General features: G+C 70.7%; 16 protein-coding genes. 10 read left to right on the top strand and 6 right to left on the bottom strand.

Going from position 1 to position 15,650, the window contains the following annotated elements:
- A partial coding sequence (locus tag OOT08_RS18370; protein WP_325094326.1) for an FAD-dependent oxidoreductase occupies nt 1-362 on the bottom strand: 362 nt, incomplete at its 3' end.
- Between the two features lie 56 nt (nt 363-418).
- On the opposite strand from OOT08_RS18370, the gene OOT08_RS18375 reads away from it, so the two are divergent.
- Nucleotides 419-1,078: a hypothetical protein gene (locus OOT08_RS18375; protein ID WP_325094327.1), complete on the top strand. Its 660-nt coding sequence runs from the start codon at nt 419-421 to the stop codon at nt 1,076-1,078.
- A gap of 57 nt (nt 1,079-1,135) precedes the next feature.
- A complete protein-coding gene (locus OOT08_RS18380; protein ID WP_325094328.1) occupies nt 1,136-1,984 on the top strand; it encodes a class I SAM-dependent methyltransferase in 849 nt (282 codons plus the stop codon).
- 5 nt (nt 1,985-1,989) lie between these two features.
- On the opposite strand, the gene OOT08_RS18385 is transcribed toward OOT08_RS18380, so the two are convergent.
- From OOT08_RS18385 to OOT08_RS18400, 4 genes are all read right to left on the bottom strand, one after another.
- Nucleotides 1,990-2,490: a globin gene (locus tag OOT08_RS18385; RefSeq protein WP_442916293.1), complete on the bottom strand. Its 501-nt coding sequence runs from the start codon at nt 2,488-2,490 to the stop codon at nt 1,990-1,992.
- Between the two features lie 4 nt (nt 2,491-2,494).
- Nucleotides 2,495-3,682 (bottom strand): mechanosensitive ion channel family protein, encoded by a 1,188-nt coding sequence (locus OOT08_RS18390; protein WP_325094329.1) that lies wholly within the window; start codon nt 3,680-3,682, stop codon nt 2,495-2,497.
- A 1-nt stretch (nt 3,683) separates the two neighbouring features.
- Nucleotides 3,684-6,224 (bottom strand): aminopeptidase N, encoded by a 2,541-nt coding sequence (pepN, locus tag OOT08_RS18395; protein ID WP_325094345.1) that lies wholly within the window; start codon nt 6,222-6,224, stop codon nt 3,684-3,686.
- A gap of 184 nt (nt 6,225-6,408) precedes the next feature.
- Nucleotides 6,409-6,768, bottom strand: a complete 360-nt coding sequence (locus tag OOT08_RS18400; RefSeq protein WP_325094330.1) for a hypothetical protein — start codon at nt 6,766-6,768, stop codon at nt 6,409-6,411.
- Here OOT08_RS18400 and OOT08_RS18405 point away from each other — a divergent pair.
- The 8 genes from OOT08_RS18405 (at nt 6,758) to OOT08_RS18440 (ending at nt 13,883) form a co-directional block, all read left to right on the top strand.
- Nucleotides 6,758-7,372, top strand: coding sequence for a TipAS antibiotic-recognition domain-containing protein (locus tag OOT08_RS18405; RefSeq protein WP_325094331.1), 615 nt, complete (start codon nt 6,758-6,760; stop codon nt 7,370-7,372). The genes OOT08_RS18400 and OOT08_RS18405 overlap by 11 nt on opposite strands.
- 31 nt (nt 7,373-7,403) lie before the next feature.
- The gene (locus tag OOT08_RS18410; RefSeq protein WP_325094332.1) at nt 7,404-8,399 is read left to right on the top strand and encodes an NADP-dependent oxidoreductase; all 996 of its coding nucleotides are present in this window, start codon (nt 7,404-7,406) and stop codon (nt 8,397-8,399) included.
- Between the two features lie 136 nt (nt 8,400-8,535).
- Nucleotides 8,536-9,510, top strand: a complete 975-nt coding sequence (locus OOT08_RS18415) for an aldo/keto reductase (RefSeq protein WP_325094346.1) — start codon at nt 8,536-8,538, stop codon at nt 9,508-9,510.
- Between the two features lie 49 nt (nt 9,511-9,559).
- The gene (locus tag OOT08_RS18420; protein ID WP_325094334.1) at nt 9,560-10,180 is read left to right on the top strand and encodes a mycothiol-dependent nitroreductase Rv2466c family protein; all 621 of its coding nucleotides are present in this window, start codon (nt 9,560-9,562) and stop codon (nt 10,178-10,180) included.
- A 59-nt stretch (nt 10,181-10,239) separates the two neighbouring features.
- Entirely contained in the window at nt 10,240-10,734 is a 495-nt protein-coding gene (locus tag OOT08_RS18425; RefSeq protein WP_325094335.1) for a ribose-5-phosphate isomerase, read from the top strand.
- 51 nt (nt 10,735-10,785) lie between these two features.
- Nucleotides 10,786-11,778 (top strand): Fpg/Nei family DNA glycosylase, encoded by a 993-nt coding sequence (locus tag OOT08_RS18430; RefSeq protein WP_325094336.1) that lies wholly within the window; start codon nt 10,786-10,788, stop codon nt 11,776-11,778.
- 60 nt (nt 11,779-11,838) lie between these two features.
- Nucleotides 11,839-13,140 carry a MurT ligase domain-containing protein gene (locus tag OOT08_RS18435; RefSeq protein WP_325094337.1) on the top strand — a complete coding sequence of 434 codons (1,302 nt, stop codon included), beginning with the start codon at nt 11,839-11,841 and terminating at the stop codon, nt 13,138-13,140.
- Nucleotides 13,134-13,883 carry a type 1 glutamine amidotransferase gene (locus OOT08_RS18440; RefSeq protein ID WP_325094347.1) on the top strand — a complete coding sequence of 250 codons (750 nt, stop codon included), beginning with the start codon at nt 13,134-13,136 and terminating at the stop codon, nt 13,881-13,883. Before OOT08_RS18435 ends, OOT08_RS18440 begins: the two co-directional genes overlap by 7 nt.
- A gap of 162 nt (nt 13,884-14,045) precedes the next feature.
- On the opposite strand, the gene OOT08_RS18445 is transcribed toward OOT08_RS18440, so the two are convergent.
- A partial coding sequence (locus OOT08_RS18445; protein WP_325094338.1) for an HNH endonuclease signature motif containing protein occupies nt 14,046-15,650 on the bottom strand: 1,605 nt, incomplete at its 5' end.

Genomic DNA, 15,650 nt, shown 5'->3' on the forward strand with positions numbered 1-15,650 from the left:
CACCCCACGGCGGGAAAGAAGCGCACCCCGCGCTCGCGGAGCCAGGCCCGTTTCTCGCCCGCCGCGAATTCCAGATAGGCGTCGGCCCAGCGCCGGGGGAGCGCGTCCTCCGGCCGGTCGAAACCCGCGCTGGCCGCCCAGTCCCGCCGGGCGAGGTCCAGGCTGTCGCGCACCCCGAGCCGACGCTGTTCGGGGGAGTCCACGAGGAAGAGGCCCCCGAACGACCACCAGGCCTGCCCGCCCAGATTCGCGGTGTTCTCCTGGTCGAGGAGGAGCACCCGTTTTCCCGCGTCGAGGAGCTCGGCCGCGGCGACCAGCCCGGACAGTCCCGCCCCAACGATGATCGCGTCGCCCGTTTCCATCCCCGGCCCCTTTGCCTCAGACTGCTCCCACAAATGCTTGTTAGTGTTGGCAGTCTATGGCGAATAATGTGATTCTCGGAGACGCTGCCAGCCTGGAGGACCTGCGGGTCTTCCTCGAACGGGCGGAGCGCTTCGGCGACGGCGCCGTGCGAGTGATCGCGAACGCCGGGGTGCTGGCCGTGTACACGGCCACGCAGACGCCGGTGGGCATCCTCGATGACACGGCGACCGTGCTCGGCCTGCGCACCTTCGCGCTCGCCGAGGGGTCGGTCGAAGCGGACACCGTGGTGACGCCGCGTTCCCTGCTCGATCGGATCGCGCGCCTGGACCCGAGCCAGCCGGTGCTCCCGCTGCCCGAGGTCACGACCACCGCGGCCTGGGCGGGCGTGCTGCCCCCGCGCGGCGGCTGGGCCCCCACGGGCGCGATCGACGCCGCCTCGCTCGCGAGCGTCGCCGAGGCGGGCATCACCCGCGTCGCCGAGGCGCTGCCCACGGATCCGGGCGAGGCCCTGGTCACGAAGGTGCGCCGCTCGGTGTGGGGCGCGGAGATCGCCCCGGGCGTTCCCGCCTCCGCGGCCTTCGCCGCGCAGTCCCTCGGCTTCCTGGGCGGCGAGGAGCCGAGCCTGCCCTGGTACCGCTCGGGAGCGTGGACGCGAATCACGACGAGCCGCGGCCACGTGCTGTTCCGCGGCTACCGCCCGCCCGCAACCTCCTGAACCCGGACAGCAGAACCCGGGCAACAGAGACTCGGCACGCCCGCTTAGACTCGGGGCATGACCCCGGAACCCGCTGCCGTCGAACCCGTAGTTCCCGAACCCGTAGTTCCCGAACCCGCTGCCGAATCCGCGCCCGCGCGAGGAAAGACCAATCCCGCGACCTCCTTCGGCCGCGCCCACGGCGCGTACGAGCTGGGCCGCCCGGAGTACCCCGCGGCCGCCCTCGCCTGGCTCCTGCCCGCGTCGCCCGGGCACGTCGTTGACGTCGGCGCGGGCACCGGGAAGCTCAGCCGGGGTGTGCTCGCCGCCGGGCACCGCGTCACCGCGGTCGACCCCGATCCGGAGATGCTCGCGGCGCTAGCCCGGCGCAGCCCCGAGGTCAGCACCCGAGTGGGCACGGGCGAGGCCACCGGGCTTGCCTCGGCGTGCGCCGACGGGATCGTCTTCGGCCAGTCCTGGCACTGGGTGGACCCGGCGGCGGGGTCCCGCGAGGCGGCGCGGGTGCTCCGCCCGGGCGGCCGGCTCGGGCTGATCTGGAACACCCGGGACGACCGGAGCGACCTCGTCCGGGAGCTCACCCGGATCATGGGGGAGTCACACGCGGAGCAGCTGCTCCGCTCCGGCGGGCCGCGCATCGAGGCCCCCTTCGCGCCGCCGGAGACGGCGCGCTGGGAGTGGACTCGCCAGATGACGGTCCTCGAGATCATCGCGATGGCCGAGTCGAGGAGCCTCCTCATCACCATGCCGGAGCCCGAGCGGGCCCGGACGCTCGGCGAGATCCGAACGCTCCTCGCCGAGCATCCCGATAGCGCGGGCCGGGAACGAATCCCCATGCCCTATGTCACGCGCGGGTTCCGGGCCGAGGCACCCCGCGCGGCCCGCCCGGGCGGGGCAGCGCGTCGCTGACGGGCTCAGTGCTCCGGGGTGTCCTCGAAGGTGTTGACCATCGCCTGGGCGGCGCGTTCGAGGTAGTCCCAGAGCGCGGTCTCGTGCATGGGTGACAGCCCGAGCTCGTCGAGCGAGGTGCGCATGTGCCGGAGCCAGCGCTCCTTCGCGTCCGGGATCACGTGAAAGGCGTTGTGTCGCATCCGGAGCCGGGGGTGGCCCCGCTCCTCGGAGTAGGTGCCGGGGCCACCCCAGTACTGCTCCAGGAACAGCATGAGGCGCTGGATGGCACCCTCCAGGTCGTCCTGCGGGTACATGTACCAGAGGCCGGGGTCCTGCACGACCTCGCGGTAGAAGCCGCGCACGAGCTTTTCGAAGGTGGGGCGTCCGCCGACCTGCGAATAGAAGGTCTCGGTCACGGCGTCGCCGTGTTCGCCCTGGCGGAGGGTCAGCCGGGGCGGCGGGGTGGTCTGGCCCTGCGGCAGGCCCGGCCCGGGGTCGGCGGCTGGCGCGGGGTCGGAGCTCATCGGGTCACTCATCGGAATCTTTGCTTTCTGCGCGGGGGGCGGGGGGATGCTGCACCGGGATCGCGGTCGGGCCCGGGCTACGGAACACCGGGGGAGACGACGCCGGGGGAGACGACGACACGGCAGCCGGTGCGCCGGGAGCTTGCGCCTGCCCAGCTGGCAGGTCGGGCGGGAGCGCGATCGGCACGGTGCCGGTGCGTTCCCCGGCGCTCGGCATGGCCTGCGTGTAGCCCTCAGGCACCTCGTCGAGCGTCTCCGCGTCCGCCGTCGAGAGCGGCTCGGGGAAGGCGGCGGCGCTCGCCGCGAGCACCGTGATGGGGGCCTCGGGCGCGAGCCGGATCCCGGCCGCGTCGAAGCGGGTTTTGATCGCGGCACGGAGCGCCCGGCACACCTCGGGTTGCACATCGGGCCGGGTCTTCACCGTAAGCCGGAGTGTGGCCCGGTCGGCGAAGACCGACTCGAGCCCCCACACCTCGGGGGTGGAGAGGATCTTGCGGGCGTGTTCCCGGGACCGCGTCACCTCGCGCGCGGCCTCCAGGATCTCGGCGGTGGCCTGGTCGAGATCGGTGCCGCTCGCGACCGTCACGTCGAGCAGTGCCCGGCCCCAGTCGTGAGACTGGTTCCCGAGCTGCAGGATCTCACCGTTGCGGATGAACCACAGGGTGCCGTCGACCGAGCGGACCTGCGTGATGCGGATCCCCACAGCCTCGACCGTGCCGGTCACGGTGCCGATCTGCACCGTGTCACCCACGCCGAGCTGATCCTCGAACACCATGAAGATGCCGTTGAGCACGTCCTTGACGATGTTCTGCGCGCCGAAGGCGAGACCTGCGGCCACGAAGCCCGCCGAGGCGAGCACCGTGGCCGGGTTGATCCCGAGCTGGGCCAGGATCAGCACGATCGCGGTCATCCCGATCACGATGGTGAGCAGGTTGCCGCCGACGGAGCCCAGGGTGCGGGTGCGCTGCACCACCCGGGCGGCGAGCAGCGGGGACTGCACCATCTCCCGCGTACTCGCCGCCTGCTGGGTCTTCTTGACGCCGGTCACGACCCGGTTCACGGTGCGGCCGAGGAGCAGAAGCAGGATCCAGCGCACCACGATCGCCCCGAGAATGATCAGGAGGATCCAGGCGATGCTGTCGTAGGTTTCCCAAAACGACCGGAGCCAGGGCCAGACTTCTGCGCGCCGCATGTTAGCCCCGATCCGCCTGCTGCGCGGCGAGGGCCCGGTCGACCCCGGCGAGGTTTTCGATCACGATGCGGCGCAGCGCGGGGGAGGCGTCCGCGTTCTCGTCGAGCCAGGCCTGGCTGGCGTCGCGCAGCTCCGAGCCGATGAGCGGCGTCGGGAAGAAGCCCTCGATGACCTCGCTCGCGATGTGGTAGCTGCGCGCCTCCCACACGGGGGTGAGCTGCGCGAAGTACCGCCCGAGGAAGGGCGTCAGCAGCTCGCGGTCGCCGCGGAGGAACCCCGCGCCGGTCGCGCGCACGATCGCGTTGGACGCGCCGTCGCTCTCGACGACGCCCACCCAGGCGGCGTCCTTCGCGGCGGCGTCCGGCAGGGCGGCCTTCGCGTGCGCGGCGGACTGCTGCCCCGTCGCGGTGCGGTCGTTGGCGAGCGCCGCGTCGATTTCCTCGGCGGTGGCGCGGCCCCCGGCGGCGAGCGCGATGAGCAGCTCCCAGCCCAGGTCGGTGTCCACGTCGAGGCCCTCGAGGGTGACGCGCTCCTCGAGGAGGGCGAGCACGGAGTCGAGGTGGTCCTCGCTGTGGGCGACCTGCGCGAAGCTCTTCACGAACTGGAACTGGGCGTCGCTTCCCTCGTCGGCGTCGATCGCGAGCTGCCAGAGGGTGTCGCCGACGCGCTCGACGGCCGCGGCCTGCCGTTCGGGGGCGACGTAGGAGCGGGCGGAGAGGAGCAGCTGGCCGAGCACGGTGCGCAGGGTCGTTGACTCGGTTTCGGCCCCGATGTGGTCGAGGACGAGGTCGATGAACTCGCTCGCGGGGCGCTCGGCGTCGCGGGTCGCGTCCCAGACGCTGCCCCAGACGAGGGCGCGGGGGAGCGGGGCGAGCGCGGAGAGGTGCTCGCGCACGGTGGTGAGGGAGCGCTCGTCGAGGCGGATCTTTGCGTAGCTGAGGTCGTCGTCGTTCAGGAGGATCAGGTCGGGGCGGAGCTGGCCGATGAGCTCGGGCACCTCGGTGCTGGCCCCCTCCACGTCGAGCTCGACGCGGTGCACGCGGGTGAGCGCGCCGTCGACGAGGGAGTAGAGGCCGACCGCGAGGCGGTGCGGGCGCAGGGTGGGGTAGTCGGGGTGCGTGGTCTGCGCGATGCGGAACGCGGTGAAGGCGCCCTGTTCGTCGGTGTCGAACTCGGCGCGGAGGGTGTTCACGCCCGCGGTTTCGAGCCACATCTGGGACCACTCGCCGAGCTCGCGCCCGCTCGTGGCCTCGAGCTCGCGGAGCAGGTCGGGCAGCTCGGTGTTGCCGTAGGCGTGCTTCACGAAGTAGTCGTGCACTCCGGCGAGGAAGGGCTCCTGGCCGACCCAGGCGACGAGCTGCTTGAGCACGGAGGCGCCCTTGGCGTAGGTGATACCGTCGAAGTTGACCTGGACATCCTCCAGGTCGTTGATCTGCGCGACGATGGGGTGGGTGGAGGGGAGCTGGTCCTGGCGGTAGGCCCAGGCCTTCTCGGAGACGGCGAAGGTGGTCCAGGATTCGGTCCACTCGGTGGCCTCGGCGGTGGCGAGCACGGACATGTACTCGGCGAAGGACTCGTTGAGCCAGAGGTCGTTCCACCAGCGCATCGTGACGAGGTCGCCGAACCACATGTGGGCGAGTTCGTGCAGGATCGTGACGACGCGGCGCTCACGCATGGCGTCGGGCACCTTCGAGCGGAAGACGTAGGCCTCGGTGAAGGTCACGGCCCCGATGTTTTCCATCGCGCCCATGTTGTACTCGGGCACGAAGAGCTGGTCGTACTTGTCGAAGGGATAGGGGTAGTCGAACTTCTCCTCGAAGAACGCGAAGCCCTCGCGGGTCTTGTCGAAGACGTAGTCGGCGTCGAGGAACTCGGAGAGGGAGGCCCGGCAGAACACGCCGAGGGGGATCGTGCGGCCGTCGCGGCTGGTGAGCTCGGAGCGCACCTCGGCGTAGGGGCCGGCGATGAGCGCGGTGATGTAGCTGCTCATGACGGGGGTCGGGCCGAAGGCCCAGGTGGCGTTGCCCTCGCTCGCGGGGGTGGGCTCGGGCGTCGGCTGGTTGGAGACGACCTTCCAGTCGGCGGGCGCGGTGACGGTGAACACGAACTCGGCCTTGAGGTCGGGCTGCTCGAACACGGGGAACATGCGGCGCGAGTCCGGCACCTCGAACTGCGAGTAGAGGTAGACCTGGCCGTCGGCGGGGTCCTCGAAGCGGTGCAGGCCCTCGCCGGTGTTCATGTAGATCATGTCGGCGTCGATGACGAGCACGTTGTCGGCGGCGATGCCGGGCAGCTGGATGCGCACCCCGTCCGACACCGTTGCCGGATCCAGGGAAACACCGTTCAGCTCGACCGAGTGCACCGTTCGCGTGATCGCGTCGATGAAGGTGCTGGCCCCGGGCGTGCCGGTGAAGCGCACCGTGGTCCGGGTGCGGAACACCTCGGGTCCGGTCGTGAGGTCGAGCTCGACCTCGTAGCGTGTGGTCTGCACCACGCTGGCGCGTTCGCGGGCTTCGGCGTGGGTGAGGTTCTCTCCGGGCACGTGGGTCTCCTGGGTGTCGATGACGCGGCGGGATACGCCGCTCACCCCAGCCTATCCACGCGAACCCGCCTTTGCTGGGTGATTTGTGCACCCCGACTCGGCGTTCCCGCACACGCACGGAACGTTCGGGTGGCTCACCGGCCACGGTCAGCCGTCGCACAGCAGGTTCATCGGCGGTGCGGGGTTACCCGAGGGCGAGGCGGTGATCGACCGGGGTGGGGAGCTCGAAGCGGGTGCCATAGCCGAGCGGGTGACCGTAGTCCACGCTCTGGAGCGTGAGGCGATCCGGGCTGGCCTCCACGATCTGCACGGAAATGGGGTCTGGGTGTGCCGCCAGGGTCAGGGTCCACCGCTCCGCGAGGTAGCTCAGCCCAGTGCTCGCGAGCACCCGAAGGGCATCGGTGTCAGGTTGGGCTGCGCCGAGCGGGTACCCGAACACGGTCATCGGGGTCACGAGACCCGGGGTGTCGCCCGCGGGAGCGAGGAAGCCCAGCAGCTCGTCGTCCTCGTCTCGGTGCACGGTGCGCCATTCGGTGGGGATCATCGCGTGTCTCCTCATTCCCGGCGCGAACGGGTACCGCTGGTCCGAGCGGGACGCGCTGCTCACCCACCGCGCGCACCTGCTCAACGAGCAGGACCGGCTCGCCACGCTCGTGGCCACCATCGACCGCACGCTCGCCCGCGAGCACGGGACAAACAGCGATGACGATGCCGAGCTCTTCCGCGGTTTCGCGATCGACCGGGATGTCCTCCGGGACGAGATCATCGAACGCTACGCCCCGAGCGACACCGCCCCGCACATTGCCCGCTCCTTCTCGGCAGAGCGCACACGAACCGCGGGGTGGGGGGCAGCGGAACGCGCGGCCGCCACCCAAGCGGGGGCGGCCGCCCTGCGGCGGCTCAACGACGCACGGCGCTCCGGACGCCTCCCGGGCGACCCCGCGGTGCGCCCGCTGGTCGATGCGTACCGTGCGCTGATGGCCCCCGCATGGGACCCCGGGCCGGAGGTACTGCTTGGCTTTGCCCGAATGCTGCGCGCCCCCGGGTTTCAGCGTGACATCGTTGCCGCCGTCGACCCCGGGCTGCCCGACTGGCTCGCGGACGCGCTTCGCCACGGTATCGTCTGTGGGGACTGGGGCCGACCGTGATCCGGAGCGTCACGAGACCCGAAAGGCACCCATGCTCGCCTTCGCCATCAGCCGCTATCGTGCCCCACTCACCCTCGGCCCACACCCGGAACCCGAGCTGGGGGATGGGGACGTCCTCGTGGAGGTTCGCGCCGCCTCCCTGAACCGGCTGGACGAACGCATTCGCCGGGGTGCCCTGTGGCCGCTCCTGCGGCACCGCTTCCCCCTGAAGCTCGGACACGACGTCGCCGGGACCGTGCTGCGCGTGGGTGAATCGGTGCGCTCGTTCGCGGTCGGCGACGAGGTCTTCGGCTGTGCCAGCGCGGGCAGGAGCGGTTCCTTCGCCGAGCGCATCGCGCTCCCAGAAAGCGATCTCGCCCGAAAACCGGTGGGGCTCAGCTGGGTGGAGGCGGCCGCACTCCCGCTGGTGACGCTCACCGCCTGGCAAGCGTTCGTGGAAAGCGGGGACGTCCGACTCGGGGCCCGGGTGCTCGTCCCCGCAGGGGCGGGCGGGGTCGGCTCGGTCGCCATCCAGCTCGCGGTATCTCTCGGCGCAGAGGTGACCACCACGGTCCGTTCGGAAAACCGTGCCTTTGTGCAAGCGTTGGGCGCTCACCGGGTCATCGACTACCGGAGAGACAATGTGGAACTGGCTGCGGCCGGGGCAGACCTCGTCCTCGACAGTGTGGGCGGGAGCGACCTCGACGCCTCCCTGCGTCTCCTGCGGCCCGGTGGCACTGTCATCGGGCTCACCGGACCCCCGGACCCCGAATACGCGCGCGAAGCGGGCCTCGGGTGGGTACTCAGCCTAGCCACGACCGGCATGAGTGCGGGGGTCCGACGCCGGGCCCGTCGGCTCGGTGTCACCTACCGCTTTCTCATGATGCGCGCGGACGGCGCCCAGCTCGCCCGCATCGCCCGGCTCACCGAGACCGGAGCGATTCGCCCCGTCGTCGGCCGAGTTGTGCCCTTCGCTGACACCGCCACGGCGCTGACTGGCCTCGAAAACGGTGGGCACCGCGGAAAAACCGTAGTGGAAATGCGCTGAAACGCCCGCGAACGCACCGTCCCCCGGGAGGCAAACTCCGGCTAGCCTGGAACACATGGCATCCACGACGACGCAGTCCCTCCACCCCCAGTCCCCGTCCGCTCGCATCCTGCCCAGCCCCGACGGCTCCGCGGAGATGAGCTACCGCCCCCTCGGCCACTCCGGCCTCATGGTCTCCGAGATCGGCCTCGGCTGCAACAACTTCGGCCGCCCCGGCAGCGCCACCGAGGGCCAGGCCGGCACCGACGCCGTCATCGGCGCCGCGATCGACGCGGGCATCACCCTCTTCGACACCGCCGACATGTACGGCACCGCCTTCGGCGGCAGCGAGGAACTGATGGGGGCGAGCCTCGGCGCTCGCCGCAACGACATCGTGCTCGCCACGAAATTCGGCTACTACGGCATCGACACCCCGATCCCCGAGTGGGGCAGCCGCGCAAACCGCGGCTACATCCGCCGGGCGGTGGAGGGCTCGCTCACCCGGCTGCGCACGGACTGGATCGACCTGTACCAGCTGCACGCGCCGGACCCGATCACGCCGATCGCCGAGACCATCGTCGCCCTCGACGAGCTGGTCCGCGAGGGCAAGATCCGCTACATCGGGCACTCGAACCTCTCCGGGTGGCAGATCGCCGAGGCGCACTTCGTCGCCAAGGAGCTCGGCTCCGCCGCGTTCATCTCCGCCCAGAACGAGTTCAGCCTCATCCGCCGCCACAACGACGCCGAGGTGCTCCCGGCCGCCAAGCGCTTCGGCCTCGGCATGCTGCCCTTCTTCCCGCTCGCCAACGGCCTCCTCACCGGGAAGTTCCGCCGCGACGACTTCCCGGCCGACAGGCGCATCATGCGCCAGCGCCCGCACATCGCGCAGAACGCGGACTGGGACGCCCTCGACGCCTACCGGGCGCACTGCGAGGAGTGGGGCATCTCGATGCTCCAGGCGACCTTCGGCTGGATGCTCGCGCACGAGCCCATCGCGAGCGTCATCGCCGGGGCGACCACCCCCGAGCAGGTGCGGCAGAACGCCGCGGCGGCGACCGCCTGGCGGCCCACCGCGGAGCAGTTCCGGATCATCGACGAGCTGTTCCCGGCCCCCGAGGTCGCGCCCGTCTAACCCCGGGAGCACTGGGATCGCGGGGTCGGGACCGGCTAGACTCGGTGCCATGACCACACAGGTATCGCCGTCCCCGCAGTCCGTCGAATTCTGGTTTGACCCGTCCTGCCCCTGGGCCTGGATGACGAGCCGCTGGGCGACCGAGGTCAGCCTGGCGCGCGGCTTTGAGATCCAGTGGAACATCATGTCCCTCGCGATCCTGAACGAGAACGAGGACGTGGCCGACGAGTACGCGGCCTTCTTCCCGCGCGCCCTGCGACTGGCCCGCCTCGTCAACGGCGTGCGCGACACGCACGGGCAGGCGCTGATCGGCCCCCTCTACACCGCGCTCGGCTCCCGCATCCACCCCGGTGGCCGCGAGGACTGGGACGCGATCATCGCCGAGTCCCTCGCGGAACTCGGCCTGCCCGCCGAGGACGCCGCGCTCGCCGACAGCGAGGCCAACGACGCCTCGCTGCGCGCGAGCCACGACCGCGGCATCGGCCTCGTCGGCCAGGACGTCGGCACCCCGATCATCGCCGTGGACGGCGTGGCCTTCTTCGGCCCGGTCGTGGCCCCCGCCCCGACGGGCCAGCAGGCGCTGACCCTCTGGGACGGCGTTGTCGCCGTCGCGAGCGTGCCCGGCTTCTTTGAGCTGAAGCGCACGCGCACCGCCGAGCCCCAGTTCTAACCGTCTCGCTTCACCCCCCCCATTCCCCCTGCAACACCCCACACCACCGCGGAGAACCCATGCGCATTCACATCGCCACCGATCACGCCGGACTCGAGTTCAGCCAGACCCTGCAGCGCCACCTGGCCGAGGCCGGGCACGAGGTCATCGACCACGGGCCCGCCGAGTACGACGCCCTCGACGACTACCCCTCGTTCTGCATTAACGCCGCCCAGGCCGTCGCCCGGGACCAGCGCGCGGGCACCGAGGCGCTCGGCGTCGTCTTCGGCGGCTCCGGCAACGGCGAGCAGATCGCCGCGAACAAGGTCGCGGGCATCCGCGCCGCCCTCGTCTGGAACGAGTCCACGGCCGAGCTGGCCCGCGAGCACAACAACGCGAACGTGATCTCGATCGGCGCCCGCCAGCACACCGTCGAGGAGGCCATCGCCTTCATCGACCGCTTCATCGCGACCCCGTTCCCGGGCGACGAGCGCCACGTGCGCCGCGTGGCCCAGCTCGGCGAGTACGAGACCACCGGCCTGATCGCCGGCAAGGACATCGACCCCCGCGACTAGCCCCCGCCAGCCCGTCTGACCGCTTGTTCCTGCCAGCCGAAGGAGAGTGACGTGCCCGAGGGCCACTCCGTACACCGCATCACCCGCCAGTTCGCGAGGAACTTCGTGGGCACCCGCCCCGAGGTGACGAGCCCGCAGGGGAGATTCGCCGGGGGAGCGGCCGTGCTCACCGGGCGCGAGATGACGGACGCGCGCGCCGTCGGCAAGCAGATGTTCCTCGAGTTCGACGACGAGCTGTGGCTGCGCGTGCACCTCGGCATCTACGGGGCCTGGGACTTCGCCGGTGAGATCGAGCTGGACCCGAGCATCGTGGTGCACGGGTCCCGAATGGGCCAGACCGGCATGGCCGGGCCCGTTGACCAGGAGGCCGAGGACTCGCTGACCTCGATCGGCGCGCCCCGCCGGTCCCGGCTGCGAATGGCCGAGAGCGAAAAGACCACCGAGGTCGAGGGTGCCTGGCCGCCCGAGCCCGTCGGCCAGGTCCGCGTGCGCCTGCTGAACGAGCGCGTGGTCGCCGACCTGCGCGGCCCGACGGCGTGCGAGGTGCTCACCCCGGAGGAGGTCGAGGCGGTTCTTGACCGGCTCGGCCCCGACCCGGCGAACGAGAACACCCCAGAGGAGCGCGAGCGCTTCGTGACCCGGGCGAAGAAGAAGAGCACCCCGATCGGGCTCGTACTCATGGACCAGTCCGTGATTGCGGGCATCGGCAACGTGTACCGCGCCGAGATGCTGTTCCGGGCGGAGCTCGACCCGCACATCCCGGCGAAGCAGGTTCCGGAGGCCGTGCTGCGCGAACTCTGGGACGACTGGGTGCACCTGCTCGACGTGGGCATCACGGTCGGGCAGATGATGACGATCGACGACCTGGAGGGTGAGGCCTACGCCAAGGCCCTTGAGGAGCGCGACGAGCGGCACTGGGTGTACAAGCTGGAGGGCACCCCCTGCAAGCGCTGCGGGGCGAACATCGTGCTCGAAGAGTTCGGCAACCGCAAGCTGTACTGGTGCCCAGGATGCCAGGACTTCTCCCGGGCGCTGAAATCGTGATCGGCGCGCGACTCGTGGCGCACAGCCTCAGCGCCACGGCGCTGGGGTAGGGTTTTTCTCATGCGTAATTTCGTCACGGTGCTGATCGGGAAGACCGTGCGAACGGTCGCGAGACTCCGCGGCGGGGGATCGGCTCTGCCCGGCCTCGTCGTCGAGCGAATCGACCCCGGTTTCCTGGCCCGCGCCCTCGGGCGCCTCCCGCACGGCGTCGTCGCCGTGAGCGGCACCAACGGGAAAACCACGACGACGAAGATGATCGTGGAGATGCTTGAGGCCCAGGGGCTGCGCGTGTTCACGAACCGCACGGGGAGCAATTTCTCCCGCGGGGTCGTCGCCGCCGTGATCCAGGAGGGCGACATGCGCGGCCGCCTGGACGCCGACATCGCGGTGCTGGAGCTGGACGAGGCGCACGCCGTGCACTTCGTCAAGCAGATCAAGCCGCGCATCACGCTGCTGCTCAACGTGCTCCGCGACCAGCTCGACCGCTTCGGCGAGATCGACACGACGGCCCGGCTCCTGCACAGCATCGCGGAGTCCACGACGGAGCTGCTCGTCGTGAACCGCGAGGACGCGCTGGTCCGCCAGATCGGCGAGCGTTTCGCGAGCACCCTCGATGTGCGCAGCTTCGGGCTGAGCGCCGAGCTGCTCGCGACCTTCCCGAGCGACGCGGACCTGCACCGCCGCGAGGAACTGCTCGCGACCGAGGACCTCGGGCCCGCTGACGTCACGCTCGTCGGCATCGGCGACCACGAGGGCACCTTCCTGATGGACGGGGAGGAGTTCACGACGGGGCTGGAGCTTGAGGGGCTCTACAACACCTTCAACGCGGCGGCGGCGCTCGCGCTGGTGCGCGCCGTGCTCGGGGGGCCGACGTTCCCTCGGGACGAGCGGCCGGACAACGCCCAGCTCATTGAGGCTCTCTCCCGGGTGCGGCCCGCTTTCGGGCGCGGGGAGCGGCTGCTGCTCGACGGGCAGCCCTTCGACCTGGTCCTCGTGAAGAACCCCTCGGGGTTCCGCCTCGCGCTCGCGTCCTTCGCGGCGCCGGGGGTGGCCGCGATGATCGCGATCAACGACAACTACGCCGACGGGCGGGACATGTCCTGGCTCTGGGACGTGGACTTCACGAGCCTCGCCGAGTCCGGCGTGGACACCGTCACGGGCGTGCGCGCCTGGGACATGGCGCTGCGGCTGGAGCACGACGACGTGCCCGTGGCCCGCGTCGAGGAGGATCTCTCGGCGGCGCTCGCGGGGTTCCGGGAGCGCACTCCGGGGCAACCGCGCCGCGTGTACTGCACGTACACCGCGATGCTCGCGCTGCGCAAGGAACTGTCGACCCTGACCGACGTGGAGGACATCTGGTGACCGAGTCTCAGGCGAACGCGCCCGCACCGCGGGAGCTGACGATCGTTTCGCTGTTCCCGCGCGACATGAACATCTACGGGGACTCCGGCAACGTGCTGGCCCTGGAGCGTCGCGCCCGCGCGCACGGCTTCGAGCCGCGCGTGGTCGAGGTGAACCGGGCCGCGGACTTCCCCGAGGCCCCCGATCTGATCATCGGCGGCGGCGGGCAGGACTCCGGGCAGGATCGCGTGGTTGCCGAGCTCGCGGAGCTCGGGCCGCGGCTCCGTGAGCTGGCCGATGGGGGCACCCCGATGCTGCTGATCTGCGGGCTCTATCAGCTGTTCGGGCACCGCTTCGTGACGAACACGGGGCGGGAGCTGCCGGGCATCGGCGTGCTCGACGTGGAGACCCGCGGCACCGAGGAGCGGCTGATCGGGAACGTGGTGCTGGACTCGGAGGAGTTCGGCGAGGTCATCGGCTACGAGAACCACAGCGGGTACACGACGCTCGGGCCGGATGCGACCCCGCTCGGCACTGTCACCCTGGGCTCCGGCAACGACGCGACAAGCGGCGCCGAGGGCGCCCGCCGCGACGCCGTGATCGGCAGCTACCTGCACGGGTCCCTGCTCCCGAAGAACCCTGCCATCTCGGACTTCCTGATCGGGCGCGCCGCCGAGCGCCGCTACGGCTCCTTCGTGCCCGCCGCGATCGACGACACGACCGCCGAGCGCGCCCGCGCCTCGGCGAAGCGCCGCCCCCGGTAACGGCCCTAGGTAGCAGCCCCAGGCAGCAGCCAGGCCTGCAGGGCTGAGGAACAGCCAGGCGAGGACTCGGCAGGGAGTGTTCGGCAGTGAGTGTTCGGCAGTGAGTGTCCGGAAGGCGAAGCTTTGACGGGCGAGCGCTCCTGCTCAGCCCCTCACGCACGGTCAGGATGCCTCCGGTGCGCCCGACGGTCGTTCAGGGTGCGTCGTCGCGCGCCGTCCGCTCAGGGTCTCCCACTCCAGCACCCCGTTCACGTTATCGAGCAACGTCCAGCCCTTATGGGTCTTGCCCGGTCCGGTCGTGCCGGGGTCGCCGCGGCCCTTCATCGTATGGTGGGTGCGGCAGAGAAACGCGAGGTTGTCGTGGCAGGTTTCCCCGCCCGCATCCCACGGGACTGAGTGATCCAGATCACACCGGACCGCCGCACGTTCGCACCCGGGGAAACGACAGTGCTGGTCCCGAATTTCGGTGAATCTGCGAAGTGCCCTTGGTGGTGCGTAGCTGTCGCGGCCGACGTTGAGGATCGCTCCGCGGTCGTCGGTGAACAGGGCCCGGAAGGAGCCGATGCCGAAGGCGACCCGCTCCGCGGTGTCGTCGTCGAGCACGCCGTAGCCGTCGAGCTGGGCGAATTCCTTGCCGAGGATCGCCTCGGCTGTGGCTTCGGGGCCGAGGTCGTCGGTGAGTCCGGCGAGGATGCGGGTGGGCACGGTCACGAGGACCTGCCCGCGCACCCCGCGGGGCGGGGCCGTGGTTGCCCGGGGAGTCGTTTCGCCCTCGGCTGGCGCTTCCGTGTCGATCTCACCGAGGAACATCAGGTCCACGAGCACGTCGGCGCGGAGCTGGGCGATGCCACGGGGGAGCGGGAGCGCAGCAATGGCTACATCAAGCTCCTCCTCGGTGCCGGAGTGTGCCAGTTTGATCGCGGCGATCTGCTCCTGGTAGTTCTGCTTCTCCATGACGGCGAGCTGCTTGGCCAGGGCGTCGCTCCGGTCATAGGCCGCGGTGAGTTCCACCGCGGAGTGCCGGATCGTCAGCTCCATCATCCCGTTTCGGGCGGGCTCGTTCCACGCACCGCGACGCTGGAACGCATCCGCGTGCCGCGCCTCAGGAGAAACGGGATCGACCCGGTTCCTCAGGTCCTCAGCCACACGCAACAGCTTCGCGGGAGTGAGCGTCGGGGCGACCTCGGCGAGCTGCTCGTCGAGAATCGTGCGGGCCACGGGTGGGGCGTCCGCGGTGCCACGCACGATCGCGGACACCCGGGTCTGGTCGAGCGCACCGGAGGAGAACGCCTCCCACACGTGAGGAAGATCCTCGGAAACCGCAAGAGCGTCGTTCAAGAGCCGCGCCCCCGTGGGCTTCCCCACAGTCACGGCGAACGCAATCTCCTCGGCCAACTGGCCCATCCGCTGCGCCCGGTCCTCGCCGGAAACGGTCTGGTTGATGACCTGTCCCGTCGCGGCGAGCACCCGTGCGGCGTCCTCCGCGGTCTCCCGGGCAAAGCGCTCCTCGTTCAGGTCCGCGAGTTCCGCGATCAAGCGAGCGCGACGGGCCTCGACCCGGTTCTTCTCCCGGGTGGCCTCAGAGATCGCCTCGCTCAACTCAGCCTCCCGTGCGCGCAGTGCCTCGGCGTTGAGGTGCGCGCGAGCCGCGGACGCGGCCACCTTGGCGGCGGCAAGCGGATGTTCGCGTTGATCATCCGGGGTCACCCGGGACGCGGCAAAAGCATCGGCGGCGATCCGCGCCGCGATCTTCGCGGCGCTCGCCCC

Source organism: Leucobacter sp. M11 (assembly GCF_035726885.1).
Taxonomy (GTDB): Bacteria; Actinomycetota; Actinomycetes; order Actinomycetales; family Microbacteriaceae; genus JAPFRB01.